At 41.2% G+C, this 26,074-nt stretch carries 15 protein-coding genes and 5 rRNA genes; 16 read left to right on the top strand and 4 right to left on the bottom strand.

What is annotated here, in order from left to right:
* Positions 1 to 164 precede the first annotated feature (164 nt).
* From pomA to D172_RS14295, 4 genes are all read left to right on the top strand, one after another.
* Positions 165 to 932, top strand: coding sequence for a flagellar motor protein PomA (pomA, locus tag D172_RS14310; protein WP_007377461.1), 768 nt, complete (start codon positions 165 to 167; stop codon positions 930 to 932).
* 2 nt (positions 933 to 934) lie between these two features.
* Positions 935 to 1,855, top strand: a complete 921-nt coding sequence (locus tag D172_RS14305; RefSeq protein WP_007377460.1) for a flagellar motor protein MotB — start codon at positions 935 to 937, stop codon at positions 1,853 to 1,855.
* 170 nt (positions 1,856 to 2,025) lie between these two features.
* Positions 2,026 to 2,517, top strand: coding sequence for a hypothetical protein (locus tag D172_RS14300; protein WP_007377459.1), 492 nt, complete (start codon positions 2,026 to 2,028; stop codon positions 2,515 to 2,517).
* A gap of 61 nt (positions 2,518 to 2,578) precedes the next feature.
* The gene (locus D172_RS14295; protein ID WP_007377458.1) at positions 2,579 to 4,519 is read left to right on the top strand and encodes a DNA topoisomerase III; all 1,941 of its coding nucleotides are present in this window, start codon (positions 2,579 to 2,581) and stop codon (positions 4,517 to 4,519) included.
* A gap of 67 nt (positions 4,520 to 4,586) precedes the next feature.
* Here the strand turns inward: D172_RS14295 and D172_RS14290 are convergent, their stop codons facing one another.
* Positions 4,587 to 5,897, bottom strand: a complete 1,311-nt coding sequence (locus D172_RS14290; RefSeq protein ID WP_007377457.1) for a M20 metallopeptidase family protein — start codon at positions 5,895 to 5,897, stop codon at positions 4,587 to 4,589.
* 111 nt (positions 5,898 to 6,008) lie between these two features.
* Here D172_RS14290 and D172_RS14285 point away from each other — a divergent pair, with 111 nt between their 5' ends.
* From D172_RS14285 to glsB, 7 genes are all read left to right on the top strand, one after another.
* A complete protein-coding gene (locus D172_RS14285; protein ID WP_007377456.1) occupies positions 6,009 to 6,866 on the top strand; it encodes a tetratricopeptide repeat protein in 858 nt (285 codons plus the stop codon).
* Between the two features lie 931 nt (positions 6,867 to 7,797).
* Positions 7,798 to 9,333: ribosomal RNA gene (locus D172_RS14280) — 16S ribosomal RNA — on the top strand.
* Positions 9,334 to 9,632: 299 nt separating this feature from the next.
* A 23S ribosomal RNA gene (locus tag D172_RS14275) occupies positions 9,633 to 12,523 on the top strand.
* A gap of 211 nt (positions 12,524 to 12,734) precedes the next feature.
* Positions 12,735 to 12,849, top strand: a 5S ribosomal RNA gene (gene rrf / locus D172_RS14270).
* Between the two features lie 62 nt (positions 12,850 to 12,911).
* A 5S ribosomal RNA gene (gene rrf, locus D172_RS14265) occupies positions 12,912 to 13,026 on the top strand.
* 62 nt (positions 13,027 to 13,088) lie between these two features.
* Positions 13,089 to 13,203 (top strand): 5S ribosomal RNA (gene rrf, locus D172_RS14260).
* Together the 16S, 23S and 5S rRNA genes form the textbook arrangement of a ribosomal RNA operon.
* Positions 13,204 to 13,903: 700 nt before the next feature.
* On the top strand, positions 13,904 to 14,827 hold the full coding sequence (gene glsB, locus D172_RS14255; RefSeq protein ID WP_007378792.1) for a glutaminase B: 924 nt from the start codon (positions 13,904 to 13,906) through the stop codon (positions 14,825 to 14,827).
* Between the two features lie 37 nt (positions 14,828 to 14,864).
* Here glsB and D172_RS14250 read toward each other — a convergent pair whose 3' ends face one another.
* On the bottom strand, positions 14,865 to 16,169 hold the full coding sequence (locus D172_RS14250; RefSeq protein ID WP_033023865.1) for an inosine/guanosine kinase: 1,305 nt from the start codon (positions 16,167 to 16,169) through the stop codon (positions 14,865 to 14,867).
* 178 nt (positions 16,170 to 16,347) lie between these two features.
* On the opposite strand from D172_RS14250, the gene tadA reads away from it, so the two are divergent.
* Positions 16,348 to 16,854, top strand: a complete 507-nt coding sequence (tadA, locus tag D172_RS14245; protein ID WP_007378794.1) for a tRNA adenosine(34) deaminase TadA — start codon at positions 16,348 to 16,350, stop codon at positions 16,852 to 16,854.
* Here the strand turns inward: tadA and D172_RS21595 are convergent.
* Together D172_RS21595 and mltF are read right to left on the bottom strand one after the other, a co-directional pair.
* Complete coding sequence (locus D172_RS21595; RefSeq protein WP_007378795.1) at positions 16,851 to 17,018, bottom strand: hypothetical protein; 168 nt, start codon at positions 17,016 to 17,018, stop codon at positions 16,851 to 16,853. The two genes, tadA and D172_RS21595, sit on opposite strands and share 4 nt — an antisense overlap.
* 163 nt (positions 17,019 to 17,181) lie before the next feature.
* Positions 17,182 to 18,684, bottom strand: a complete 1,503-nt coding sequence (gene mltF / locus D172_RS14240; protein ID WP_007378796.1) for a membrane-bound lytic murein transglycosylase MltF — start codon at positions 18,682 to 18,684, stop codon at positions 17,182 to 17,184.
* A gap of 211 nt (positions 18,685 to 18,895) precedes the next feature.
* Between mltF and purL the strand changes: the two genes are divergently transcribed.
* From purL to D172_RS14220, 4 genes are all read left to right on the top strand, one after another.
* A complete protein-coding gene (gene purL, locus D172_RS14235) occupies positions 18,896 to 22,786 on the top strand; it encodes a phosphoribosylformylglycinamidine synthase (protein WP_007378798.1) in 3,891 nt (1,296 codons plus the stop codon).
* A 277-nt stretch (positions 22,787 to 23,063) separates the two neighbouring features.
* Positions 23,064 to 25,514 carry an intermembrane phospholipid transport protein YdbH family protein gene (locus D172_RS14230; protein WP_007378799.1) on the top strand — a complete coding sequence of 817 codons (2,451 nt, stop codon included), beginning with the start codon at positions 23,064 to 23,066 and terminating at the stop codon, positions 25,512 to 25,514.
* 2 nt (positions 25,515 to 25,516) lie between these two features.
* A complete protein-coding gene (locus tag D172_RS14225; protein ID WP_007378800.1) occupies positions 25,517 to 25,714 on the top strand; it encodes a YnbE family lipoprotein in 198 nt (65 codons plus the stop codon).
* Positions 25,715 to 25,725: 11 nt separating this feature from the next.
* Positions 25,726 to 26,055, top strand: a complete 330-nt coding sequence (locus tag D172_RS14220) for a YdbL family protein (protein WP_002961068.1) — start codon at positions 25,726 to 25,728, stop codon at positions 26,053 to 26,055.
* Positions 26,056 to 26,074: the final 19 nt, after the last annotated feature.

The raw sequence follows: 26,074 nt of genomic DNA, 5'->3' as shown, positions 1-26,074 counted from the left end.
TTAATCGTTATATTAACATTGTAACTTTGTTTAAAAATAATCTTGGAATTGTTTTTTATGTTTATTTTCATATATGACTCAAGCAATTTAGCATGTTGCCGATAAGCAGTTAATAATAAAAGTTTTACAATAAGGCCTTAGTGCATGAAACCTCTGGAGGTAATGTGGATTTAGCAACCATAATAGGGATCCTTGGCGCAATTGGCTTAATTGTCATGTCCATGTTTATGAGTAGTAGTGGTGAAATGGCCATGTTTTACAATACCCCTTCAGTGGTAATTGTATTTGGTGGCTCTATATTTATAGTTTTATCTAATTACACCATGGGACAATTTTTTGGGATAGGTAAAGTTGCCGCTAAAGCTTTCATGTTTAAAATTGAATCGCCGGAAGAGTTAATTGAAAAAGCGGTTGAACTTGCAGATTCAGCTCGAAAGGGCGGTTTTCTGGCGCTTGAGGAAGCTGAAATACCAAATCAATTTATGCGTAAAGGTGTAGATATGCTAGTTGATGGTCACGATGCTGACGTTGTTAGAGCGACCTTACAAAAAGATATCACTTTAACTTCAACACGACATGAAATGGGCGCAGGCTTATTTAAAGCGATGGCCGATATTGCTCCTGCAATGGGTATGATTGGTACGCTTATTGGTTTAGTTGCTATGTTATCGAATATGGACGATCCAAAATCAATTGGTCCTTCAATGGCTGTTGCACTATTAACTACCTTATACGGTGCCTTTTTAGCAAACGTAGTGGCTATCCCTATTCAAGTTAAATTGGAACTTCGTAAAGACGAAGAGGCGATGAATCAACGTTTGATTTTAGATGCAGTTTTAGGTATCCAAGATGGTCAAAATCCAAAAGTGATTGAAGGTATTTTGAAGAACTACTTAGCTGAATCAAAACGTAAAGTTGATACTGAGGAGTAACCATGTCTGAGCAAGAGTGTAAATGTCCGCCTCCTGGTTTACCTGCTTGGATGGGGACCTTTGCCGACTTAATGTCTTTACTGATGTGCTTTTTTGTACTCTTGCTTGCATTTTCTGAAATGGATGTACTTAAATTTAAACAAATAGCAGGCTCGATGAAGTTTGCTTTCGGTGTACAAAACAAAATAGAAGTAAAAGATATTCCCAAAGGTACCTCGGTTATTGCAATGGAGTTTACGCCAGGTAAACCAGAACCTACACCAATTGAAACTATTCAGCAGCAAACCGTAGAAATGACTCAGCAAATGCTTGAATTTCAAGCCGGTGATGAAAGTTCAGCTGGCGGCAGGCAAGAACAACGAGGTGATAAACGTGGTGGTGAGTCTCGGAGCACTTCGCAGGAAAAATCTTCAGAGCAGGCTATTTCAGCAGCGGATCAAGAACAAACAAACGAGCTTGTTAAAAAAATCGCGCAGCAGCTTGAAAAGCAAATTATTGATGGTGCAATAGAGCTTGAGTCTTTAGGGCAGCAAATAATTATTCGTATTAGAGAAAACGGTTCCTTTCCTTCAGGTAGTGCATTTTTACAACCTAAGTTTAAACCTATAATTCAAGATATCGGTGTTCTTTTAAAAGATGTGCCAGGAGAGATTACAGTTTCAGGGCATACCGATGATTTTCAGGTGTCGAATGAACTGTATGTTAATAATTGGGATTTATCATCTAAACGTGCTGTGGCTGTTGCAAGTGAATTACAAAAAGTACAAGGCTTTGACAAAACTCGGATGATGGTTGTTGGGCGAGCTGAAACAAGACCTCTTGTACCAAATGATACAGATGAAGACCGCCGTCGTAACAGGCGTGTAGAGATTTCTATTTTACAAGGTAAGGCAAAAGAGTCAGCACCTATTGATGTTAGGTAACTTTACTTGGCAAATACGTTTATTTATCATAAAGTAAGCTTTCAATAACAAATGTAACGGAGTCAGCCATGAAGAATATCGATAAATTTAGTTATATGCCAGGTAATGGCGGTGGTAATGACGATAATGATGATAAAGAACCTGATAAAAAATAGGCTGAGTGTAATATTTTGCCTGAATGGTTTGAAAGTATTTCTAGGTTACTCGAGAGTAGCTGGGTTTTTATATTAAGCCCTGCTATTTTTGTGTTTTACCTACGCAAAGATCACCTTGCATTACGCTTTGTGTTGGTTACTGCTGTATTTTTTTTTTATGGAGCGTTGATCAACGACTATTTAAAAGAGTTCGATAGCAGTACTTATATATATCGTTACGTTATTTGGGCATTTAATGATCTTGCTTGGATGGCTTTGATCGCCTATTTAGGAATAAAAGACAAAATTTATTTGTGGCAGTGTGTTATCGGTCAACTAGTTGTTATAAGTGCCCCTATTTTACAGCTATTTAGGTTGGTTGATCGCCATCTATGGGATCTTTCTTATAGTACATATATTTATAAAACCTTATTGCCTTTCATTAATATTGGTACCGTTGTTGTTTGTTACCTACCGCTAGTTTATTTCTTAAGTAACAAGCGCAATATTGCATCAAACGAACAATAAAATTTATAGCTTTAAACTAATGTGCTAGACTACTGTTTATATAAACAGTGGTGAGCAAGCTATGAAACTCTACATTGCAGAAAAACCTTCACTTGGACGCGCTATTGCTGATGCGTTACCAAAACCACATAAAAAACACGATGGCTATATAGAAGTTGCTAACGGTGATTGTGTCTCGTGGTGTATTGGGCATTTGCTAGAACAAGCAGAGCCTGATGATTATGATGAGCGCTTTAAAAAGTGGCAGTTTGATCACTTACCTATAATACCTGAGCAGTGGAAGTTAAAAGCCAAAACCAAAACTCGCAAACAGCTCACTGTTTTAAAAAAATTAATTAAACAAGCTTCGCAACTTATTCATGCTGGCGATCCAGACCGCGAAGGCCAGCTTCTGGTTGACCAAGTAATAGAAGAAGCTAAAATAAGTCAGGCTAAAAAGCAAAGTACGCAACGTTTACTCATTAGTGATTTAAATTTATCTGCGGTAAAAAAATCACTGGGCGTTATGCGTTCTAATCGAGATTTTATTCCGTTAAGTGTATCTGCTTTAGCGCGCTCTCGTGCGGATTGGTTATTTGGTATGAATTTAACGCGTGCATATACATTAGCTGGGCAAAAAGCAGGATTTGGTAATGTGCTTTCGGTAGGGCGGGTTCAAACCCCTATTTTAGGTCTTGTTGTTAATAGAGATAACGAAATAGCGAATTTTGTATCTAAGCCTTTTTACGATGTATTGGCGCATTTGTTTACTCCAGATAATCAACCATTCATAGCTAAGTGGGTTCCAAGCAAAGCATGTGAGCCACATCAAGATGAAGAAGGGCGAATACTTAACAAAGCTCTTGCAGAAAATGTTGCTTCACGCATTACAAAGCAAAGTGCTGAGCTTACTTCACTCGACCAAAAACAAAAAAAGCAAAGTGCTCCATTACCTTATAATTTATCTGCTCTGCAAATAGATGCCGCTAAAGCATTTGGTATGCCAGCTCAAAAAGTATTGGATATTTGCCAAATACTTTACGAACGTCATAAACTAATTACTTACCCACGCTCAGATAATCGTTATTTACCCAAAGATCACCATCAAGAAGCATCTGCTATTTTTAAGGCAATAAGTGCTAATGGTGGGCAAAGCAGTGAATTAGTAAACGGGGCTGATGTAAAAAAGCGTAGTAAATGTTTTAACGATTCAAAAGTGGCTGCCCATCATGCCATTGTGCCTACGGCTAAACAGTTAAAGTCAGCGAGTTTGAGCGGTGACGAAGCAAAGGTATATCAATTAATAAGCCGTCATTACTTAATTCAGTTTTATCCCGACTATATATATAACGAAACTAAAGCTGAGGTAATTATTGCTGGTGGGCTTTTTAAGGCAAATGCAAAGCAAGATGTAAGCTTGGGTTTTAAGGTGTTAATGGGTAAATCTGAATTAAAAGATGAAGCCTCGCTACCTCCTTTAACAAAAGGTATGCCTCTTTTTTGCGATAAAGGCGAAGTAGTCGAAAAGCATACGTCGCCCCCTGCTTATTTTACCGATGCCACATTATTGGCTGCGATGACGGGCATTAGCCGTTATGTTAAAGATCCACAAATTAAAAAAGTATTAAAAGACACTGATGGTTTAGGTACGGAGGCAACACGTGCGGGAATAATCGAGTTGCTATTTAAGCGGCGTTTTTTAAAACGTGAAGGTAAGTCAATTAGAGCGACCGAAACGGGACTTGCTCTTATTAGCGTATTACCACAAGGTTTAGCGAGTCCTGATTTAACCGCAAAGTGGGAGTCGAGCTTAGGTGATATTGCACAGCAGGCAATGAGTTATCAGCAATTTTTACAGCCTTTACTTGCTGACCTAAATGGGTTTGTTCAATTAGCAGCAAACTGCGATAGCAATGCATTTGCGAAGTTACCAAAAACCTCACCTAAAAAACGTTTTGCTAAACGAGGTGGAAAAGCGACCTTTAAAAAGTCGAGTTATAAAAAAAGCTCTGTTGCTAGTTAGCAACAGAGCCATTTTATTAAACCATATTGCTTAATGTTGAATTGGTATTACTTAACCTGAACTCAGGTTACTTATTAAATAAGGCAACAACAGCGTTACTCATTGCTTTTATTCCGGTAGGGATAGCAACTTTATAATCTGGTGCAAATTTACTAGAGTGTAGGGAAGGGAGTACCTCACCTGTTTTTATCGAATCTGCATATTGTGCTTGGTTTACGCCACCTAGCCAAAATAAGGTAATAGGGATGTTTTCATCGGTGCGTCCGTATAGGCCAAAATCTTCACCCGCCATTACAGCTTGTGTTTCAAGTACATTAGTATCGCCAATTGCGCTGGCAATAGAGTTTCTAACAATGTCTGTTTGTGCAGGGTTATTATAAGTAGATGGAATCGATTCATCTTCATGTACATATACTACAGGGTAGTTTGATTCATCCAATCCAGCGCTTTGTGCTATCCCAGCTGTAATACGTTTGATAGCAGCTATTTGAGCGCTTCTTACATCGGGGTTATAGCTTCTGAGAGTGAGTTGTAATTTTACTTCATCCGAAATCACATTATGTTTTGAACCACCATGAATAGACCCCACTGTAATAACAGAAGGCTCAAGCGGTGAAAGCTCTCGGCTTGTGATTGTTTGTAGAGCAAGTACAGTGCGTGAAGCTATAACCACTGGGTCTATAGTTGTATGCGGATAAGCACCATGACCACCTTTACCTTTAATTGTAATATCGACAGAATCTACACTTGCCATCGTGTATTCATTTTTCATTGATATCTTACCAGCGGGGACGCTAGCGCTTACATGTAAAGCAATTATATGATCAGGTTTTGCATATTTACTAAATAGTCCTTCGCTTAGCATCGCTTTAGCACCCCCACCTACTTCTTCTGCAGGCTGTGCAATCATCATTAATGTACCTTGCCACTGTTTTTTATGAGTAATTAACTGCTCTGCAGTTCCAATAAAAGAACTCATGTGGATATCGTGGCCACAGCCGTGCATTACACCTACTTTTGCACCGTGCTCGTCTGTTACTTTAACTTTTGAGGCATAGGACTTTCCTGTCTGCTCTATTATAGGTAAGCCATCGGTATCAGTACGGATCATTACTGTCGGCCCCTCACCATTTTTATAAATACCAACTACACCAAAGCCACCTACATTACTTGTTACTTTAAAACCCAGCTGAGTTAATCTATCTGCTATCTTTTTACCTGTTTCTTGTTCGTGATAAGAGAGCTCTGGGGATTGGTGTAAATCGAGGTAAAACTTTTCAATAGCTGGCATGGCTTTGCTTAAATTCAGATCGAGTCCATTTGCTTGTACTAATGAGCTTGCTAATAAAAGTATTGCACTTAGGTAAGTTAATTTCATATTTTCCCTTATTGTTGAATATGTATACCGAGTGATTTAGGTATATGACTTGTAATTATTATGTTCACCACCATATAAAAACCTAAATAGACGAATATGGCAATCAATTCAATGAGCAACATAGTTAGTATTAATGCGCAAAACCTTCAACAAGTACTCGGTGAAACATCACAACAAAAATTGGTGTTGCTTAACTTTTTCTCTCCTCAAAGTCCTGACTGCATCGGACAGGCTGCAATTTTAGATAAAGTAGCAGCAGAATATGCAAGCCATATAGTAGTAGCAAACCTAGATTGCGATGCAGAGCAAGCACTCGCTTCTCAACTTGCGCAACAAGTTGGTCTTCAAACACTGCCTACGCTTGTATTATTAAAAGACTCTGCACCAGTAGATTTACTTGCAGGTGTTCAAAGCGAAGTACAAATACGCGAAGCCCTAGCAAAGCATTTACCTGCGCAACAAGACTTACTGTTAGAACAAGCAAAGCAAGCGTTATTAAAGTCAGATTTAAATGCTGCATTTAATTATGCAAAGCAAGCTTATGAAATAGACAGCGGGAATGCACGTATCAAATTAGTGCTAGCAGACATATGTATTCAAATTCACAAGGTAGATGAAGCGCAAGCGCTTATAAATACAATAGATGCACAAGAGCAAGATGCTTACTTTAATAATATAAAAGCAAAATGCGAAGCCGCGCTTGAAGCAAAAGATTCACCAGAGATTAAAGAAAAGCAACAACAAGTAGAAAAGTACCCAAATGACCTAGAATTAAAAGAAGAGCTCAGTATTTTACTCAATGAAGCAGGCAGAAAAGAAGAAGCATTGGATGTACTATTTAAAGTGCTGCAAAAAGATCTGAATTTCAACGAAGCAAAACCAAGCTTTTTAGCCATTATTGCCTCTTTACCTGATGGCGACGCACTCGCAGCTAAGTATCGTCGCAAGTTATATAGTATTTTATACTAGGGTCTGTTGCTCTTTGCGGATTAAATTTGTTCAAACTAGGGGTTGTTTAATCGCGGCGCGAGATTTGTAACCTAGTGGGCTCGGTAACTGCTCCTGCGTTACCCTACTGGCTTACATCCATGTAAGAATAAGTAAAAACCGAGTAACAAAGAGTAAATAGCCCCTAGAAAGAACCCTTTGGGCAGCGGCTGTTTGGCATTAATGCTACGTTATCGCCTATTTATGGGGAGTAACCACACTACATAGGCTCTGCCTTGCCTGAATACCAAACAGGCTGCTGTAAATTTAACCTTGAAAGATAAACAGACCCTAGATTCTAATAACTATTACTTTTGAGAAGCACCTATATAAGGTGCTTTTTGTATTTTTAGGGTTTTAATTAAAAGCTTTAGTATGGTTTAGCTATGTAAAAACAAGAGTTATCAACAGGGTTTTGTGGGTAACTTGTGCTTATCGTGTGCGCTTGCTTGGGGCTTAATTTTAATTACTATTTTATGCAAATAACGCTTGCGTAAAATCCGCCGCTCCCTATAATGCGACCCCACTGAGACGGGAAAGGCAAACGCATAGCGAGGCACGAACTACTCAGAGAGTTAAATAAAACTTCGGTTTTGAATCTTCTAAAAAGAAAGTTTAAAACTAAGTATTGACTCGAAAAATAAAGGGTGTATTATTCGCATCCCTTGAGACGCTAAAGCGACTCAAAACGTTCTTTAACAATATAAAGCAATCATCTGTGTGGGCACTCGTACAGATTGAGTTCTAACAGCCAAACTACTTAGGTAGCGAGGCAAACAAATTAGAGTCTCAATTGAAAACTGAGTGACCAACAGAATAGTTATTTCGGTAATTATTCGGCACAGTCAATTCAATATCGAAAGATATTAAAAAATTCAGAATTCATTGAGCTGTCGAAAGACATAAAACTTTTTAATTGAAGAGTTTGATCATGGCTCAGATTGAACGCTGGCGGCAGGCCTAACACATGCAAGTCGAGCGGTAACAGAAAGTAGCTTGCTACTTTGCTGACGAGCGGCGGACGGGTGAGTAATGCTTGGGAACATGCCTTGAGGTGGGGGACAACAGTTGGAAACGACTGCTAATACCGCATAATGTCTACGGACCAAAGGGGGCTTCGGCTCTCGCCTTTAGATTGGCCCAAGTGGGATTAGCTAGTTGGTGAGGTAATGGCTCACCAAGGCGACGATCCCTAGCTGGTTTGAGAGGATGATCAGCCACACTGGGACTGAGACACGGCCCAGACTCCTACGGGAGGCAGCAGTGGGGAATATTGCACAATGGGCGCAAGCCTGATGCAGCCATGCCGCGTGTGTGAAGAAGGCCTTCGGGTTGTAAAGCACTTTCAGTCAGGAGGAAAGGTTAACGGTTAATACCCGTTAGCTGTGACGTTACTGACAGAAGAAGCACCGGCTAACTCCGTGCCAGCAGCCGCGGTAATACGGAGGGTGCGAGCGTTAATCGGAATTACTGGGCGTAAAGCGTACGCAGGCGGTTTGTTAAGCGAGATGTGAAAGCCCCGGGCTCAACCTGGGAACTGCATTTCGAACTGGCAAACTAGAGTGTGATAGAGGGTGGTAGAATTTCAGGTGTAGCGGTGAAATGCGTAGAGATCTGAAGGAATACCGATGGCGAAGGCAGCCACCTGGGTCAACACTGACGCTCATGTACGAAAGCGTGGGGAGCAAACGGGATTAGATACCCCGGTAGTCCACGCCGTAAACGATGTCTACTAGAAGCTCGGAGCCTCGGTTCTGTTTTTCAAAGCTAACGCATTAAGTAGACCGCCTGGGGAGTACGGCCGCAAGGTTAAAACTCAAATGAATTGACGGGGGCCCGCACAAGCGGTGGAGCATGTGGTTTAATTCGATGCAACGCGAAGAACCTTACCTACACTTGACATACAGAGAACTTACCAGAGATGGTTTGGTGCCTTCGGGAGCTCTGATACAGGTGCTGCATGGCTGTCGTCAGCTCGTGTTGTGAGATGTTGGGTTAAGTCCCGCAACGAGCGCAACCCCTATCCTTAGTTGCTAGCAGGTAATGCTGAGAACTCTAAGGAGACTGCCGGTGATAAACCGGAGGAAGGTGGGGACGACGTCAAGTCATCATGGCCCTTACGTGTAGGGCTACACACGTGCTACAATGGCGCATACAGAGTGCTGCGAACCTGCGAAGGTAAGCGAATCACTTAAAGTGCGTCGTAGTCCGGATTGGAGTCTGCAACTCGACTCCATGAAGTCGGAATCGCTAGTAATCGCGTATCAGAATGACGCGGTGAATACGTTCCCGGGCCTTGTACACACCGCCCGTCACACCATGGGAGTGGGTTGCTCCAGAAGTAGATAGTCTAACCCTCGGGAGGACGTTTACCACGGAGTGATTCATGACTGGGGTGAAGTCGTAACAAGGTAGCCCTAGGGGAACCTGGGGCTGGATCACCTCCTTATACGATTTAGAACTTATTTGTTCGTAGTGTCCACACAGATGATTGTTAATTAGTGCTTGTTCTTCGGAATAACTAATTAATATGCTCTTTAAAAATTTGGAAAAGCTGATAATAAAATTCTGATGAATACAGTGTATTTATCAAGAGTTTTCAAAAGTAAAAAAAACAATGGTAGCAGTACCATTGAGTGCCATTTAGTTAACTCTTATGAGTTGATTGATTGGTATCTACTTTAGTATTCAATATTGACTTCTGGCGAAGTTAAACTGTCACAAAACAAAGACCCGTTTGGGTTGTATGGTTAAGTGACTAAGCGTACACGGTGGATGCCTTGGCAGTTGGAGGCGATGAAGGACGTATTAACTTGCGATAAGCCTAGTCAAGCTAGTAAAAAGCGCTTGAGACTAGGATTTCCGAATGGGGAAACCCACCTGCTTGCAGGTATCGTTAACTGAATACATAGGTTAACGAGGCGAACGCGGAGAACTGAAACATCTAAGTACCCGTAGGAAAAGAAATCAACCGAGATTCCGAAAGTAGCGGCGAGCGAAATCGGAACAGCCCTTAAGCTTATTATGTGTTAATGGAAGGCTGCTGGAAAGCGCCACGATACAGGGTGATAGTCCCGTACATGAAAAGACATTTTAAGTGAAATCGAGTAGGTCGGAGCACGTGAAACTTTGACTGAATATAGGTGGACCATCATCTAAGGCTAAATACTCCCAACTGACCGATAGTGAACCAGTACCGTGAGGGAAAGGCGAAAAGAACCCCTGTGAGGGGAGTGAAATAGAACCTGAAACCGTGTACGTACAAGCAGTAGGAGCCCACTTGTTGGGTGACTGCGTACCTTTTGTATAATGGGTCAGCGACTTATATTTTGTAGCGAGGTTAACCGAATAGGGTAGCCGTAGGGAAACCGAGTCTTAACTGGGCGACTAGTTGCAAGGTATAGACCCGAAACCCGGTGATCTAGCCATGGGCAGGTTGAAGGTTGAGTAACATCAACTGGAGGACCGAACCCACTAACGTTGAAAAGTTAGGGGATGACCTGTGGCTAGGAGTGAAAGGCTAATCAAACCGGGAGATAGCTGGTTCTCCCCGAAATCTATTTAGGTAGAGCCTCGGACGAATACTTACGGGGGTAGAGCACTGTTAAGGCTAGGGGGTCATCCCGACTTACCAACCCTTTGCAAACTCCGAATACCGTAAAGTAATATCCGGGAGACACACGGCGGGTGCTAACGTCCGTCGTGAAGAGGGAAACAACCCAGACCGCCAGCTAAGGTCCCAAAGTCATAGTTAAGTGGGAAACGATGTGGAAAGGCCCAGACAGCCAGGAGGTTGGCTTAGAAGCAGCCATCCTTTAAAGAAAGCGTAATAGCTCACTGGTCGAGTCGGTCTGCGCGGAAGATGTAACGGGGCTAAACTATGCACCGAAGCTGCGGATTCAGAATTTATTCTGAGTGGTAGGGGAGCGTTCTGTAAGCGGTTGAAGGTGTACCGGGAGGTATGCTGGACGTATCAGAAGTGCGAATGCTGACATGAGTAACGATAATGGGAGTGAAAAACTCCCACGCCGGAAGACCAAGGGTTCCTATCCCATGTTAATCAGGGTAGGGTAAGTCGACCCCTAAGGCGAGGCCGAAAGGCGTAGTCGATGGGAAACAGATTAATATTTCTGTACTCGATATAATTGCGATGGGGGGACGGAGCAGGCTAAGCAAGCATAGCGTTGGTAGTCTATGTGAAAGTGAGTAGGGCGTTTGTTTAGGTAAATCCGGACGAACACTAAACCTGAGACACGAGACGAGTCACTACGGTGATGAAGTTGCTGATGCCATACTTCCAGGAAAAGCCTCTAAGCTTCAGATTATATGGAATCGTACCCCAAACCGACACAGGTGGTCAGGTAGAGAATACTAAGGCGCTTGAGAGAACTCGGGTGAAGGAACTAGGCAAAATCGTACCGTAACTTCGGGAGAAGGTACGCTCCTATCTGTGATGAGACTTGCTCTCTAAGCGGACGGGAGCCGCAGTGACCAGGTGGCTGGGACTGTTTATTAAAAACACAGCACTGTGCAAAATCGCAAGATGACGTATACGGTGTGACACCTGCCCGGTGCCGGAAGGTTAATTGATGGGGTTATCCTTAGGGAGAAGCTCTTGATCGAAGCCCCGGTAAACGGCGGCCGTAACTATAACGGTCCTAAGGTAGCGAAATTCCTTGTCGGGTAAGTTCCGACCTGCACGAATGGTGTAACCATGGCCACGCTGTCTCCACCCGAGACTCAGTGAAATTGAAATCGCAGTGAAGATGCTGTGTACCCGCGGCTAGACGGAAAGACCCCGTGAACCTTTACTACAGCTTGGCACTGAACATTGAACCTACATGTGTAGGATAGGTGGGAGACTTTGAAGATGAGACGCTAGTTTTGTTGGAGTCAACCTTGAAATACCACCCTTGTAGTTTTGATGTTCTAACGTTGGCCCCTGAATCGGGGTTACGGACAGTGCCTGGTGGGTAGTTTGACTGGGGCGGTCTCCTCCTAAAGAGTAACGGAGGAGCACGAAGGTTGGCTAAGTACGGTCGGACATCGTACGGTTAGTGTAATGGTAGAAGCCAGCTTAACTGCGAGACAGACACGTCGAGCAGGTACGAAAGTAGGTCATAGTGATCCGGTGGTTCTGAATGGAAGGGCCATCGCTCAACGGATAAAAGGTACTCCGGGGATAACAGGCTGATACCGCCCAAGAGTTCATATCGACGGCGGTGTTTGGCACCTCGATGTCGGCTCATCACATCCTGGGGCTGAAGTCGGTCCCAAGGGTATGGCTGTTCGCCATTTAAAGTGGTACGCGAGCTGGGTTTAGAACGTCGTGAGACAGTTCGGTCCCTATCTGCCGTGGGCGTTTGAGAATTGAGAGGGGTTGCTCCTAGTACGAGAGGACCGGAGTGAACGAACCGCTGGTGTTCGGGTTGTCATGCCAATGGCATTGCCCGGTAGCTACGTTCGGAACTGATAAGCGCTGAAAGCATCTAAGCGCGAAGCAGGCCTCGAGATGAGTTCTCACTAGACTTTTAAAGTCTCTGAAGGGCCGTTGAAGACTACAACGTTGATAGGCAAGATGTGGAAGTGGTGTGAGCCATTAAGCTAACTTGTACTAATTACCCGTGAGGCTTAACCATACAACGCCAAACGCGTTTTATGTGATAGTGAAACAAGCGAAGAAGTTAATATAACTAAAGTAGATATTACTTAGAAAGACTTAAAAAATATTATCAGATATTTTCCAAATTCAAGAGGTGACTCTTAGCGCGTAGCGTTAAAGTTGAAGCACCTTGCGCAAAGAAAATGGTAGCACTACGTGCTTGTCATTAATTCTTTGCACCATATTTGCTTGGTGACAATAGCGTTTTGGACCCACCTGACTCCATGCCGAACTCAGTAGTGAAACGAAACAGCGCCGATGATAGTGTAGCATTTGCTATGTGAAAGTAGGACATTACCAGGCTTCAAATTCAGTCGAAGGACTTTAATCTTAATAATTAAAATAAGAAAATTGAAAAGAATTTTCTTGGTGACAATAGCGTTTTGGACCCACCTGACTCCATGCCGAACTCAGTAGTGAAACGAAACAGCGCCGATGATAGTGTAGCATTTGCTATGTGAAAGTAGGACATTACCAGGCTTCAAATTCAGTCGAAGGACTTTAATCTTAATAATTAAAATAAGAAAATTGAAAAGAATTTTCTTGGTGACAATAGCGTTTTGGACCCACCTGACTCCATGCCGAACTCAGTAGTGAAACGAAACAGCGCCGATGATAGTGTAGCATTTGCTATGTGAAAGTAGGACATTACCAGGATTTAATTAAAAGAAACCCGTTACAGCAATGTGACGGGTTTTTTGCTTTTTGAAATTAGTAGAACTCTGCACACTAAGTGACGACAAGGTTAATAATCGTGTAGCATTTGCTATGTGGCTTTCCACCGCTGTGGCACTACGACATTACCAGGATTTAATTAAGAGAAACCCGTTACAGTAATGTGACGGGTTTTTTGCTTTTTGGAATTTTGTAAATAGTCCATGCCGAACTCAGTGGCGAAATAAAATAGTTCTAAGGCGAGTCCCACAGAAGGACGCCCCGGCACAAAGATAGTGTAGCATTTGCTATGTGCCTCTCCACAGCTGTGGCACTACGACATTACCAGGATTTAATTAAGAGAAACCCGTTACAGCAATGTGACGGGTTTTTTGCTTTTTGGAATTTTGTAAATAGTCCATGCCGAACTCAGTGGCGAAATAAAATAGTTCTAAGGCGAGCCCCGCAGAAGGACGCCCCGACACAAAGATAGTCTAGCATTTGCTATGTGACTCTCTACCGCTGTGGGCACTACGACATTACTAGGATTTAATTAAGAGAAACCCGTTACAGCAATGTGACGGGTTTTTTGCTTTTTAAAATTAAGAAAAACATCCCCCTTTAAATTCAACAACAAAACTAGTTGCGTCTATTCGCGCGTGCTAAAATCCAATTTTTATGAATGATGATATAGAGGTCTAGTTTGCCTACAGCTGATTATCAAAAGGTGCTTGATGAAATAGCACATGAAGTACGCCCTTTATTATCACAAGGAAAAGTAGCTGATTATATACCGGCCCTAGCAGAGGTCGATCCTGAGCAATTTTCTATTGCTATTTATACAACTGATGGTGAGACTGTGTGTGCGGGGGATTGTTCTCAACGTTTTACTATTCAATCAGTTTCTAAAGTTATGACACTTACTATGGCACTGCAACGTTATGGTGATGAGCTTTGGCATCGAGTTGGAAAGGAACCTTCAGGGACTGCCTTTAACTCGCTTACACAGCTTGAGTTTGAAAAAGGGATTCCTCGTAACCCTTTCATAAATGCAGGCGCAATTGTAACGTGTGATGCGTTGTACAGCCGCTTATCTGCACCAATGCACTCTATGCTCGAGACCTTTAGGTTGTTAGCTGGTAATAGAGGGATAGTGATTGATAAAAAAGTCGCTAATTCTGAGTATGAATTTAGGCATCGTAATGCTGCTATGGCACATTTAATGAAGTCGTTTGGTAATTTTGAAAATGAAGTCGATGATGTTTTATGGTCTTACTTTAACTTTTGTTCTATTGAGCTCAACTGTATTGAATTAGCCAAAGCTTATAATTTTTTAGCTAATAAAGGTGTTGATAATCGATCGGGCGATCGTGTTTTAAGTAGTCGTCAAAATAAGCAGCTAAATTCGCTTTTATTCACGAGTGGTTTATATGATGCTGCGGGGGATTTTGGTTACAGAGTAGGTATGCCAGGTAAGTCGGGAGTGTCAGGGACTATTTTAGCCGTGTTACCAAATAAGTTTACGGTAGCTGTTTATTCTCCAGGGCTTAATTCGTTTGGTAATTCGGTAGCAGGAATTGCGGCGCTGGAACTACTATCTAAAAAGCTCGATATTTCTATTTTTTAGGAAATCGAGAGGGAGCAATACTTGCTCCCACCGTTATTTACTGTTCCCAATAAACCTGTTCTAAGCAGTCTTCGCGTTCTGGTAAACCGCGAGATAAGCGAGGAGAGTGCTGAACTAACACTTCATAACTAGCTCGGTTAGCATATTTACTAATTTGCGATAGTGATGAGTAAGTAATAGCTTGTTGCTGATGCTTAGCAGAGTTTGCCACGTTAAGTTTATGATAAACATTTGCTGATAAGTCATGTAGTACAGCCGCTAAAGCACAATCGCCTGCACCATTGGTGTTTTTAATTGAGTCAGGTCCACCCATGAATGGGGCTGTATGGCTATATGCTCTGATAGGCTTATCACACTCGGTTTTACGCATAGCACGTGAAAATTCGTATCGATTAAAATCAGGTATTGCTCCTGGTAATAACGGGTATTCGGTTTCGCGCTTTAAACTTTCGTCAACGTAGCCGGCCATAAATAAGCCTTTTTCGCCAGCAGTACAAATTACCAAATCTACCCAATCAAGTGCTTTATCAGCAGCTAGGAGTGGGTCTTCAAAACCCGTAATAGCTAACCCTTCTTCTTCGTTCATAGCAAGAATATCAACATGCTTTTCAACAAAGTTTGCCCACCAGGTAGGGTCTTGCTCAATTAAGAACTTGGTACCGAGTGTAAGAACAACTGGCACACCTGCATCATTAGCGTATTTTACCGCTTGCATAGTCGCTTCAGTCATCGTTTCACTACCTTGCGTACGCATAAGATAGGCACTGATCACTAATGCTGATGAATTTTCAATAAGGTTTTTATCGATAGATTCAGGACGTAAGTGATTCATTAGGCCCGCACTTATTGCAAAAGTACGCTCACCGGTTTCATCAATTAATGTAAAACAACGACCTATAGGCCCATCTACTGGTTGAAGATAGTTTAAATCTACACGGCTTGAGGTATTACATAAAAAGCGGTAAGCATAGCTACCTATTTTTATATTTTCGCTCATTACGCCTAATAAAACTGAGCGATCATCTGCAAGTACAGAGTAGTTGTGCATAGTGTTACCAATGGTCCCACCGGCAAACTCAAAATCAACCATATCGTTTAATTTTAAACGATCGTATAAGGCGTTTGTTATGTCGCTATCAATAACTTGCGACATACCTCTACGTAGTTGAAATTCGTCAAGGAAAGCTTGATCAACTTTTGCCTCTATATCAACAACGATCTGATCGATACCCGTAATATAACTACGTTGTAATCGCTCTGTTGCGTTAAGTTGATTGGTAAGTGGATCTTTGGCTTCCACTGGAAAATAATGTTTATGCCTGCGGCGTCCAGGAAATTTCATTTGCTACCCGTGTTGTGAGCTAAATAAAAAAAGCGTGAGATTATAGCGTAAATCAGCACGAGTGAGCCATTACAAACGGGTAAATATTGTTTTATTTTTGCAATAAAGTAATGAATGACGCACTTTAGAGTGCTAACTAGGTATAATCACAGCATAAAAAGTTATTTAAGTAGAAAGAATGAACGAGCCATTTGATGATTCCTACTGGATGGAGCAAGCGCTTTTGTATGCAAAGCAGGCAGAGTTGCTTGATGAAATCCCTGTAGGAGCGATTGTAGTAAAAGATAACCAGCTAATTTCAGTAGGGTACAACCGTTCAATAACCGATAACGACCCATCTGCCCATGCCGAAATGATCGCAGTACGAGAAGCCGGAAAAGTGCTTAACAACTATCGTTTAATAGATTGTACACTGTACGTAACATTAGAGCCTTGTTCTATGTGTGCAGGAATGTTGGTGCATAGCAGAATAAAGCGTTTAGTATTTGGTGCAGCCGACGAAAAAACAGGGTCTGCTGGTTCAATTATGAACTTATTACAAGAACCGAGGTTAAACCATCAAGTTGAAGTGTGTGGTGGTGTTTTAGCACAGCAGTGTGGCAATACTATTTCAGATTTTTTTAAACGTAGAAGAGCACAAATTAAAGCAGCTAAAAAAGCTGCTCGTGATGCGACTAATCTTTAATTAGTCGCAGGGGATATTTCTGACTCTACCATTTGCTGCATAGCAAACATTCGGCGACGCCAGATAATCTTTTTGTGCAGTTTGCGCAACATAACACGACGACGTGTGGCCGTTGAATAAATTACATTACGTTTTAATCTTTGTGTGCGTCTACGTTTTAGCATGTTTTCTCCTAATGCAAGAGTGAGAAAGGCACGAGGTATATCTTATAAATTAATGATATACAATTAACACACATTAGTGATCATTTGATGACAAGTAAACAGATATTTAATTTACTTAAATTTCGCTTATAGATATGGTCAAAAATAAACACCTAAATTAATCTTAGTTATTTTTTTCACTTGACTGCTCGGGCTCAATTATAGGTAGTTGCTTTTGTATTTGAGCTTCACTTGCCTCAATTTTTATCTCACTTGTTACGTTTAGCTTTGGCTCGATTACAGTGCTTAGCTCTACGATTGATTCAGGTTTTTCTGTAATAGCATTATTTTCATCTAGCCAAACAAGTGCATCGTAATAGCGACGAATATTATCAACATATTTAACCGCTACATCGCCACGCGCATAACCATAGCGGGTTTTACGGTAATAGCGCTTTTTAATTAACAGTGGTAAGCGTTTTTTTACATCAGCCCATTTATCAGGGCTTGCGCCTTGCTGTTCGGTAATTATACGTGCGTCATTAACGTGTCCCCAACCTACATTGTAGGCCGCTAATGCAAGCCATGTTCTATCGGGTTGCGGGATTCTGTCGGGAATACGCTTAATAAGCTTACTTAAATACTTACCGCCACCGCGAATGTTTTGCTCTGGCTCTAATCGGTTAGTAACACCCACTTGTTTTGCTGTACTGCGGGTTAACATCATAATACCGCGAACGCCTGTTGGCGATTTAGCGCGAGGATTCCACATAGATTCTTGATAACTAAGCGCTGCTAGTAAACGCCAATCAAGACTACCTGCATATTGTTCAAACCACGGTTGGTATGTTGGTAGAGTTTCTTTTATCGCTTCTATATAAGCTAGGGTATTTACATAGTTAAATTGGCGTACATGCCCAAAATATTTTTCTTCGAGTACGTAAAGTTGATTACTTTGTTTTATATCACCAAAAAAAGGTACAAGTAGAGCATATAAAGAGTCGTCCTTAGATTTGTTGAGTATCCATGCGATTGGGTCGTTATGGGTAACTGAAAAGCCAATACTTAAATTAGGGTGATACCGACGAAACAGCGACAAGGTATGTGTATCGGCAAGGGTGTAATCTATCTCACCATCAATAACTGCTTGAAGTAACTCTTCTTCGTCAAACTCTTCGCTTTCGGTCCAAGTGAGTTCAGGATTGTTTTTTTTCATTTTTTGTAAAGTAAGCGAATGACTACTTTTAGCTATAACGGTAAAGTTACCATCTAAATCATCAAAATCACGTGGGCGAACGCGCCCTTGTTTATAAACTAACTTTTGGCTAATTGTGCGATAAGTTGGGCCATAGCGATATTGCTCTGCACGGGTTTTATTGTAGGTAAGTCCTGAGGCAATTAAGTCTAAATCCCCCTTTTCAAGGCGTTCAAACATGTCAGATAAGTTAAAGAAAGGGACTATTTCAAGCTCTACACCTAAATAATCAGCAAAGGCTTGAGATAACTCATATTCAAAACCTTGCTCTCCTTGTACTGCTTGATAATAATTACTGGCACTCGCAAGCGTACCCACACGTATTTTGTTTTGCTCTTTTATTTGGGCGAGTTGAGTTGGCTGTTCTTGCATATCACATGCGCACAACAGCATAACTAAAGTAATGATTATTATTAGTTTTTCTTTGAACATTGAGTGCCCCTTAAACTCGCCAGCCACCGTTATAGCAAAACTAAGCCATCACGTCACTTTACCTTTTATTTTATTAACTAAAACAGACTATAAATACAGCTGAAAAGTTAATTTTATGAAAAGCGTAATTTTGAGTTAAATCTGAATGCTAATTGGACTATAATGCGTGCCTAAAATATCGTTCAATCCCTAACCCCGGATGAAATTATCTATGTTGATCCTTCGTGGTGCACCAGCACTTTCAGAGTTCAGAGTTAATAAAATTTTAGCGCGTTGCCAACAATCGCAACTTCCAATCACTAACGTATATGCCGAGTATACTCACTTTGCCGATTTAACATCGCCGTTGAGTAGCGCTGAGCAAACCAAGCTTGAAAAACTATTAACTTACGGTCCAACCATTGCTGAGCATACCCCAGCTGGCAAACTTGTACTTGTTACACCTCGCCCAGGTACCATCTCACCTTGGGCATCTAAAGCTACCGACATCGCCCACAACTGTGGTTTAAAGCAGGTTCACCGTGTTGAACGCGGTATTGCTTATTATGTTGAAGGTAATTTAAACGCAGAACAACTTGCACAAGTAATTGCGTTATTGCACGACCGCATGACTGAAGCCACACACAGTGAGCTTGAAGATGCGGCTCAGCTGTTTCGCAGTGATGCCCCACGCCAAATGTCGTCTGTCGATATTTTAGGTGGCGGACGCGAAGCATTAGCAATAGCCAATGTTGAGCAAGGTTTTGCCCTTGCTGATGACGAAATAGATTACTTGGTAGAAAACTTTATAAAGTTAGGACGTAACCCTAACGACATCGAATTGTTTATGTTTGCACAAGCAAACTCAGAGCATTGTCGCCATAAAATATTTAATGCTGACTGGACAATCGATGGAAAAGAGCAGCCAAAATCGCTGTTTAAAATGATTAAAAATACGTTTGAGTTAAATCCTGAAAATGTATTGTCGGCGTATAAAGATAACGCGGCAGTAATGAAAGGCTCAAAAGCGGGTCGCTTCTTCCCAAATGCGCAAGGTGAATATGCGTATCATCAAGAAGACATTGAAATACTAATGAAAGTTGAAACGCATAACCACCCAACAGCTATTGCGCCATTCTCAGGTGCGGCTACAGGTTCTGGTGGTGAGATTCGCGATGAAGGCGCAACTGGTCGTGGCTCTAAGCCAAAAGCAGGGTTAGTTGGCTTTACTGTATCAAATTTACGTATTCCAGGTTACGAGCAACCGTGGGAAAGCGATTTTGGTAAGCCGGGACGTATTGTAAACGCACTTGATATAATGACAGAAGGTCCACTAGGTGGCGCTGCATTTAATAATGAATTTGGTCGTCCTAACTTGTTAGGCTACTTCCGTACTTACGAAGAAAAAGTAACAAGCCATAATGGTGAAGAAGTACGTGGTTACCATAAACCAATTATGCTTGCCGGTGGTTTAGGTAATATTCGCTCTGATCATGTTCAAAAAGGCGATATTCCTGTAGGCGCTAAGTTAATTGCGCTAGGCGGACCTGCAATGAACATTGGTTTAGGCGGTGGTGCTGCATCAAGTATGGCCTCTGGGCAGTCAAACGAAGATTTAGACTTTGCTTCAGTACAACGCGAAAACCCAGAAATGGAACGTCGTTGCCAAGAAGTTATCGATAAATGTTGGCAGCTAGGCGATGAAAACCCAATTGCATTCATCCATGATGTAGGTGCCGGTGGTTTATCAAATGCGTTTCCAGAGCTTGTTAATGATGGCGGACGTGGTGGTAAGTTCCAATTACGTAGCATCCCTAACGATGAGCCAGGCATGGCACCACACGAAATTTGGTGTAATGAATCACAAGAGCGTTATGTACTCGCTGTTGGCGTAGAGGACTTTGACCGCTTTGAAGCAATTTGTAAGCGCGAACGTGCCCAGTACGCTGTTATTGGTGAAGCAACAGCTGAACCTCACTTAACAGTGTCAGACAGCCACTTTGAAAATAACCCTGTTGATTTGCCGCTGGACGTATTATTAGGTAAAGCACCTAAAATGCACCGCGATGTAACGTCAAAGCAAGTTGTTGGCAAAGCGCTTGATATCACATCAATAAATGCAGCAGATGCAGCGCAGCGCTTAATGCGTTTACCAACCATTGCAGAAAAAACATTCTTAATAACAATCGGCGATCGCTCAGTTACGGGTTTAGTAGCGCGCGACCAAATGGTTGGTCCTTGGCAAGTACCTGTTGCTAACTGTGCTGTAACTGCGGCAACGTATGATACTTACCACGGTGAAGCTATGTCACTTGGTGAGCGTACTCCGGCTGCATTACTTAATTACGGTGCATCTGCTCGTTTAGCTGTGGCAGAGTCGTTAACTAATATTGCTTGTGCAAATATTGGTAGCCTTGAAAACATTAAGTTATCGGCAAACTGGATGGCAGCAGCGGGTCACCCAGGTGAAGATGCTGGTTTATATGAAGCTGTTAAAGCCGTAGGCGAAGAGCTTTGTCCTGCGCTTGGTTTAACGATTCCTGTAGGTAAAGATTCTATGTCGATGAAAACGACATGGAAAGATGAAGGTGACTCACAAGAGAAATCAGTAACGTCGCCGCTTTCACTGGTTATAACTGCGTTTGGTCGTGTTGACGACGTACGTAAAACAGTAACGCCACAACTACGTACAGATAAAGGCGATACATCGCTTATATTAATTGATTTAGGTGCGGGTAAAAACCGCATGGGCGCATCAAGCCTTGCACAAGTTTATAAGCAATTAGGTGATGTAACCCCTGATGTTGATAGCCCAGAGTTATTAAAAGGCTTCTATAACGCAATGCAAGCGCTTGTGGCTGATAGTAAGTTACTTGCTTATCATGACCGCTCAGACGGTGGTTTATTTACCACGGTTGCTGAAATGGCGTTTACGGGTCATACCGGTGTAACGGTTGATTTAGCAGCTTTAACAGGTTCAGACATTGAAGCGCTTTATAACGAAGAGCTAGGTGCCGTAATTCAAGTTGCAAATGCTGATTTAGATGCAGTGAATGCGGTGTTTGAACAACATGGTATAGCAGCAATTAGCCACAACATTGGCACGCTTAACAGTGACGATACGATTATATTTAACCGTGGCGAAAATACGGTACTTAATCATACGCGTACTGAGCTTCGTACTATTTGGGCTGAAACAACGTATCAAATGCAAGCACGCCGTGACAACCCTGAGTGCGCTAAGCAAGAGTTTGATGCTAAATTTGATGCAAAAGATCCAGGCTTAAACGTAAAACTTAACTTTGATTTAAATGAAGATATAGCTGCACCATACATTGCAACCGGTGCTAAACCGCAAATGGCTATTTTACGTGAGCAGGGTGTTAACTCTCATTTAGAAATGGCGGCAGCGTTTAATCGCGCAGGTTTTGCAGCCGTTGATGTACACATGAGCGACATTTTAGAAGGTCGTTTAACACTAGAGCAATTTAAAGGTTTAGTGGCCTGTGGTGGTTTCTCATACGGTGACGTACTTGGTGCGGGTGAAGGTTGGGCTAAGTCTATTTTGTTTAACGACATGGCACGCGATCAGTTCCAAAACTTTTTCCACCGTGAAGATACTTTCAGCTTAGGTGTATGTAACGGTTGCCAAATGTTATCAACGTTAAAAGAGTTGATCCCTGGTACTGAACATTGGCCGCGCTTTGTAACTAATAAATCAGAGCGTTTTGAAGCACGCTTTAGTTTAGTAGAAATACAAGAGAATCCGTCTGTGTTCTTTAACGGAATGGCTGGCTCGCGTATGCCTATAGCGGTTTCTCATGGTGAAGGTCATGCTGAGTTTGCAAACGATGCAGCCACTAAAGCGGCGCTTAATAGCGGCACTGTAGCGGTTAAGTTTGTAGATAACTACGGTAACCCTACAACGCAGTACCCAGCTAACCCTAATGGTTCTCCAGAAGGTATTACAGGTATTACGTCAACAGATGGTCGTGCCACTGTAATGATGCCGCATCCAGAACGTGTATTCAGAAGCGTTGCCAACTCTTGGCACCCAGATGAGTGGCTCGAGGATAGCCCGTGGATGCGTATGTTCCGTAACGCACGTAAAAACGTAGGTTAATTATATTTACGTTTATACAAGTTAGATTCATAATCTTACTGTAAAATAAAAAAGGCTGCATTGTGCAGCCTTTTTTGATTATACCAATCTGCTTATATATGGGGTCTATTTAACGTTAAGAAAATTACGCTAGAACTAGGCAAAAGTTTTTATATCTAGTTGTTCTAAATAAAAAACTTTTAACGACGTTATAGTGCAATTTAATTCGTTAAATTGATCAAAGATTTATGCAGGTTGGTATTAGTATAGCTAAAAGCACAAAGCATTTAAGGATAGTATGTTTAAGCGAATTGGTTTAATTGTTGGAGCTGTATTACTAAGTACCTTGCTGCTTGGTTATGTATTTCGTTTACCTTTATTACAGTGGGTTATAGCGCCTGAGCTCAAAAAAGCGGGTGTCACATTAAACTGCCTTGATTTTTCAATCACGTCTAGCTTAAATATTCATGCTGATAGAGTGTGTTTAAATTATCAAAATCAACAGTTACAACTTACTGGTATTACTGCAAATACAAAGCGTGTAGATATTGAAAATGCAGTGCTAACAGTTAATCCACTCCCTGAAAGTGATAATGCTAATCAGCTTGCTAAAAATCTCGATTTAGCACTTCCCTTAAATCGCCCATTAATCAATATTAAACAGCTTGTAGTAAAAAGTGATGAGCTCAATAAGCCACTTAAAATAAGCATATTAGAGCCTGAACTAAATAAATTTAATGTCTCGGGTGATATAAACGCGAGTGCAATTTTGACTGCTAATAAAGTAAGTGGTCAGTTTTTAATTAATGACACTTTTTTAAAGCAAGTTATAAACACTAAAAACACCTCAATAGCAGATGCTAATTTTAATACCCAGCAAGCGTTTAGCTTTGACGGTATAAAGTTTGAGTTAAATGGCGATATTAGATCCCAGTTTGCTCACACGTATGAGCAGTGCAAAGTTAACGTATTAACCACTGGTAAATTGGCGACGCGTTTTAATTTAAATAGCCAAGCGTTAATATTTAATACCGATTTGCTTAATAACAAAATTAATTTAACACCAAGCTGTACTGAGTTAATTCCACCAAGTGAATATGCAGGCTTTATTAGCAAACAAGTGCCTTTAAATTGGCAACTAAAACTCCCTCAATCAATTAGCTTAGAGGCTAGTGAGTTGAGTGTACCTGTAATTAATTTGGTAAGCGTGGGCGATAAGCAATTTGATATTTTAATAACAGATACAACACTAAATATTAAATCTCCATTTGAAGACTTACAGACAACTTTATCAGCTCAAATAAATACACCCAATATAAATAATATTAGCGTTAATGCTCAGTTAGCTGGCACTGCAATTAAAGGCGATTACGTCGTTATGCTTGAAAGCTTGCCTGAGTTTGCACCTGCAACAGCGAATGGGCTTAGCCTTAGTGGTCACTTTAATATAAGTGAGTTTATAGACTCAAAACCAATTGGGCTTATAAATGCTAAATTAACGCTTAATAGTGTAGATGCGTTTGATATAAGAGCAGTGCAATACCAAGGTGATTTAACAGCAAAAATGGATAAACAGTTAAACGCAGAAGTAGCGTTAACTCAGCAATTAAAAAGCGCAGAATATAAAGAATTTAAAGTCACAGATATAAGTAACACATTAACAGCAAATGCTAATTTAGGCGTAGGTGAGTTATTTGCTGATCTAACAGCAAAAACCAATATAAAGGCTGTTAATAGCCCCGACATAAAACTTAATAATATAAAAGTAGAGTCTACGGGCTTGCAAAGCCGTGCACTAAAAGCCACTCATCACGCATTTATAAACAATGTTGAGTTAGTGATAAATCATCATATGTCGTCGCAAGCTCATCCGTTTGAAGTGGTTATTCCTGAACAAAGTACTCTGCCGTTAAATGCATTTATTAGGCAATTTGAGCCACTTGCACAGCTAACTAAGGGCGAATTTAATGGCTATATTAGTGGCGATATAAACTTACAAGGTGCATCGTTCAATATGGGGATTAGTCATGTAAGTGCACTGTATAACGATTACCTTGCGAGTGATTTAAGCAGTACATTTAGCGGGGAATATAATTCAGGTAAGCTTAATGTAAAACCAACTACCTTTAACTTAAATGAGTTTAGGGCGGGTGCCGTAGTTAAAGTGATTGAAGGTCAATGGCAAGTGAGTAGTAATACCGCGCTTATAAATGATGTAAGAGGAAGTGTGTTTGGTGGCGAGTTTTCGTTAGATCGCTACACAGTAGGGAAGCCAAACCAAGTTGCTAATGTTAAGTTTGAAAATATTGATGCAAGTAAACTTGTTACACTCGACGATAAGTCGGGCATTGTATTAACGGGACGCTTGGCGGGGTCTTTACCGGTTCACTTTGATAGTGGAAAAATTGAAATAATTGACGGTAGCTTATTTAGCCAAGGAACAGGTAATTTAAAAATTACCAATAATGCCGCTTTTGATTCAGTAATGCAGCAACAGCAAGAGTTACAACCTGTGTTAGGGCTATTAACTAATTTAGATATTCAAAAACTTAATAGCAGTGTGGCACTAAAAAATGATGGTTGGTTAAAACTAGGGGTTAATTTGCAAGGCTATAATAAAGCAGAGCAGCAGCAGGTTAACTTTAATTATAACCACGAAGAAAACGTATTTACACTTTTGCGTGCACTGCGTTTAAGTGACGAAATTACACAAAAAGTTGAGCAACAATACTCACAAAAAGGAAACTAATAATGAGACAGTCGTTATTGATAAAAGTACTGCTCGCGCTGAGTGCTATTAGTGCATTAAGTGCCTGCACGCATCGTGTTGAGGTGTCTGCTAAAGAGCCCATTACTATTAATTTAAATGTGAAGGTCGATCACGAAATTCGCGTAAAAGTAGATAAAGAACTCGACAATTTATTTAGTGACGACAGTGAGTTATTTTAAGGAGCTAGAACATGAATACGAAGAAAAAATTAAACATTATTACGTTAGTTAGTGCAGTATGTATGTCGTTCTCTGCGTGGGCTATTAGCCTTGATGACGCTAAAAACCAAGGTCTAGTAGGTGAAGATAGCTCTGGTTATTTAGGGCTTGTTGTACAAAACGCAGAAGCAAAAGCCGTTGTTGATGATATAAATGCAAAGCGTAAAGCGCAGTACTTAAAGTTGGCTAAAAAGAATAACTTGTCACTTTCACAAGTAGAAGCGCTTGCTGCCGCTAAAACAATTGAAAAAACCCAAAGTGGTCATTACGTTGAAGTAAATGGTAACTGGGTTAAAAAATAAGCGTTTGTTATTGTCTTGT

The organism is Pseudoalteromonas sp. Bsw20308, assembly GCF_000310105.2.
Classification (GTDB): Bacteria; Pseudomonadota; Gammaproteobacteria; order Enterobacterales; family Alteromonadaceae; genus Pseudoalteromonas; species Pseudoalteromonas fuliginea.
The sequence above is the reverse complement of the archived record's forward strand: the minus strand, read 5'-3'. Positions and strand labels throughout refer to the sequence as shown.

Bases quoted from the DNA above. Each gene is read 5' to 3' on its own strand.
- D172_RS14285 (WP_007377456.1), top strand. From the start codon at position 6,009: ATGAGCAACATAGTTAGTATTAATGCGCAAAACCTTCAACAAGTACTC.
- purL (WP_007378798.1), top strand. From the start codon at position 18,896: ATGTTGATCCTTCGTGGTGCACCAGCACTTTCAGAGTTCAGAGTTAAT.
- D172_RS14225 (WP_007378800.1), top strand. From the start codon at position 25,517: ATGAGACAGTCGTTATTGATAAAAGTACTGCTCGCGCTGAGTGCTATT.
- D172_RS14305 (WP_007377460.1), top strand. From the start codon at position 935: ATGTCTGAGCAAGAGTGTAAATGTCCGCCTCCTGGTTTACCTGCTTGG.
- D172_RS21595 (WP_007378795.1), bottom strand. From the start codon at position 17,018: ATGCTAAAACGTAGACGCACACAAAGATTAAAACGTAATGTAATTTAT.
- D172_RS14290 (WP_007377457.1), bottom strand. From the start codon at position 5,897: ATGAAATTAACTTACCTAAGTGCAATACTTTTATTAGCAAGCTCATTA.
- tadA (WP_007378794.1), top strand. From the start codon at position 16,348: ATGAACGAGCCATTTGATGATTCCTACTGGATGGAGCAAGCGCTTTTG.
- D172_RS14250 (WP_033023865.1), bottom strand. From the start codon at position 16,169: ATGAAATTTCCTGGACGCCGCAGGCATAAACATTATTTTCCAGTGGAA.
- D172_RS14220 (WP_002961068.1), top strand. From the start codon at position 25,726: ATGAATACGAAGAAAAAATTAAACATTATTACGTTAGTTAGTGCAGTA.
- D172_RS14295 (WP_007377458.1), top strand. From the start codon at position 2,579: ATGAAACTCTACATTGCAGAAAAACCTTCACTTGGACGCGCTATTGCT.
- mltF (WP_007378796.1), bottom strand. From the start codon at position 18,684: ATGTTCAAAGAAAAACTAATAATAATCATTACTTTAGTTATGCTGTTG.
- D172_RS14230 (WP_007378799.1), top strand. From the start codon at position 23,064: ATGTTTAAGCGAATTGGTTTAATTGTTGGAGCTGTATTACTAAGTACC.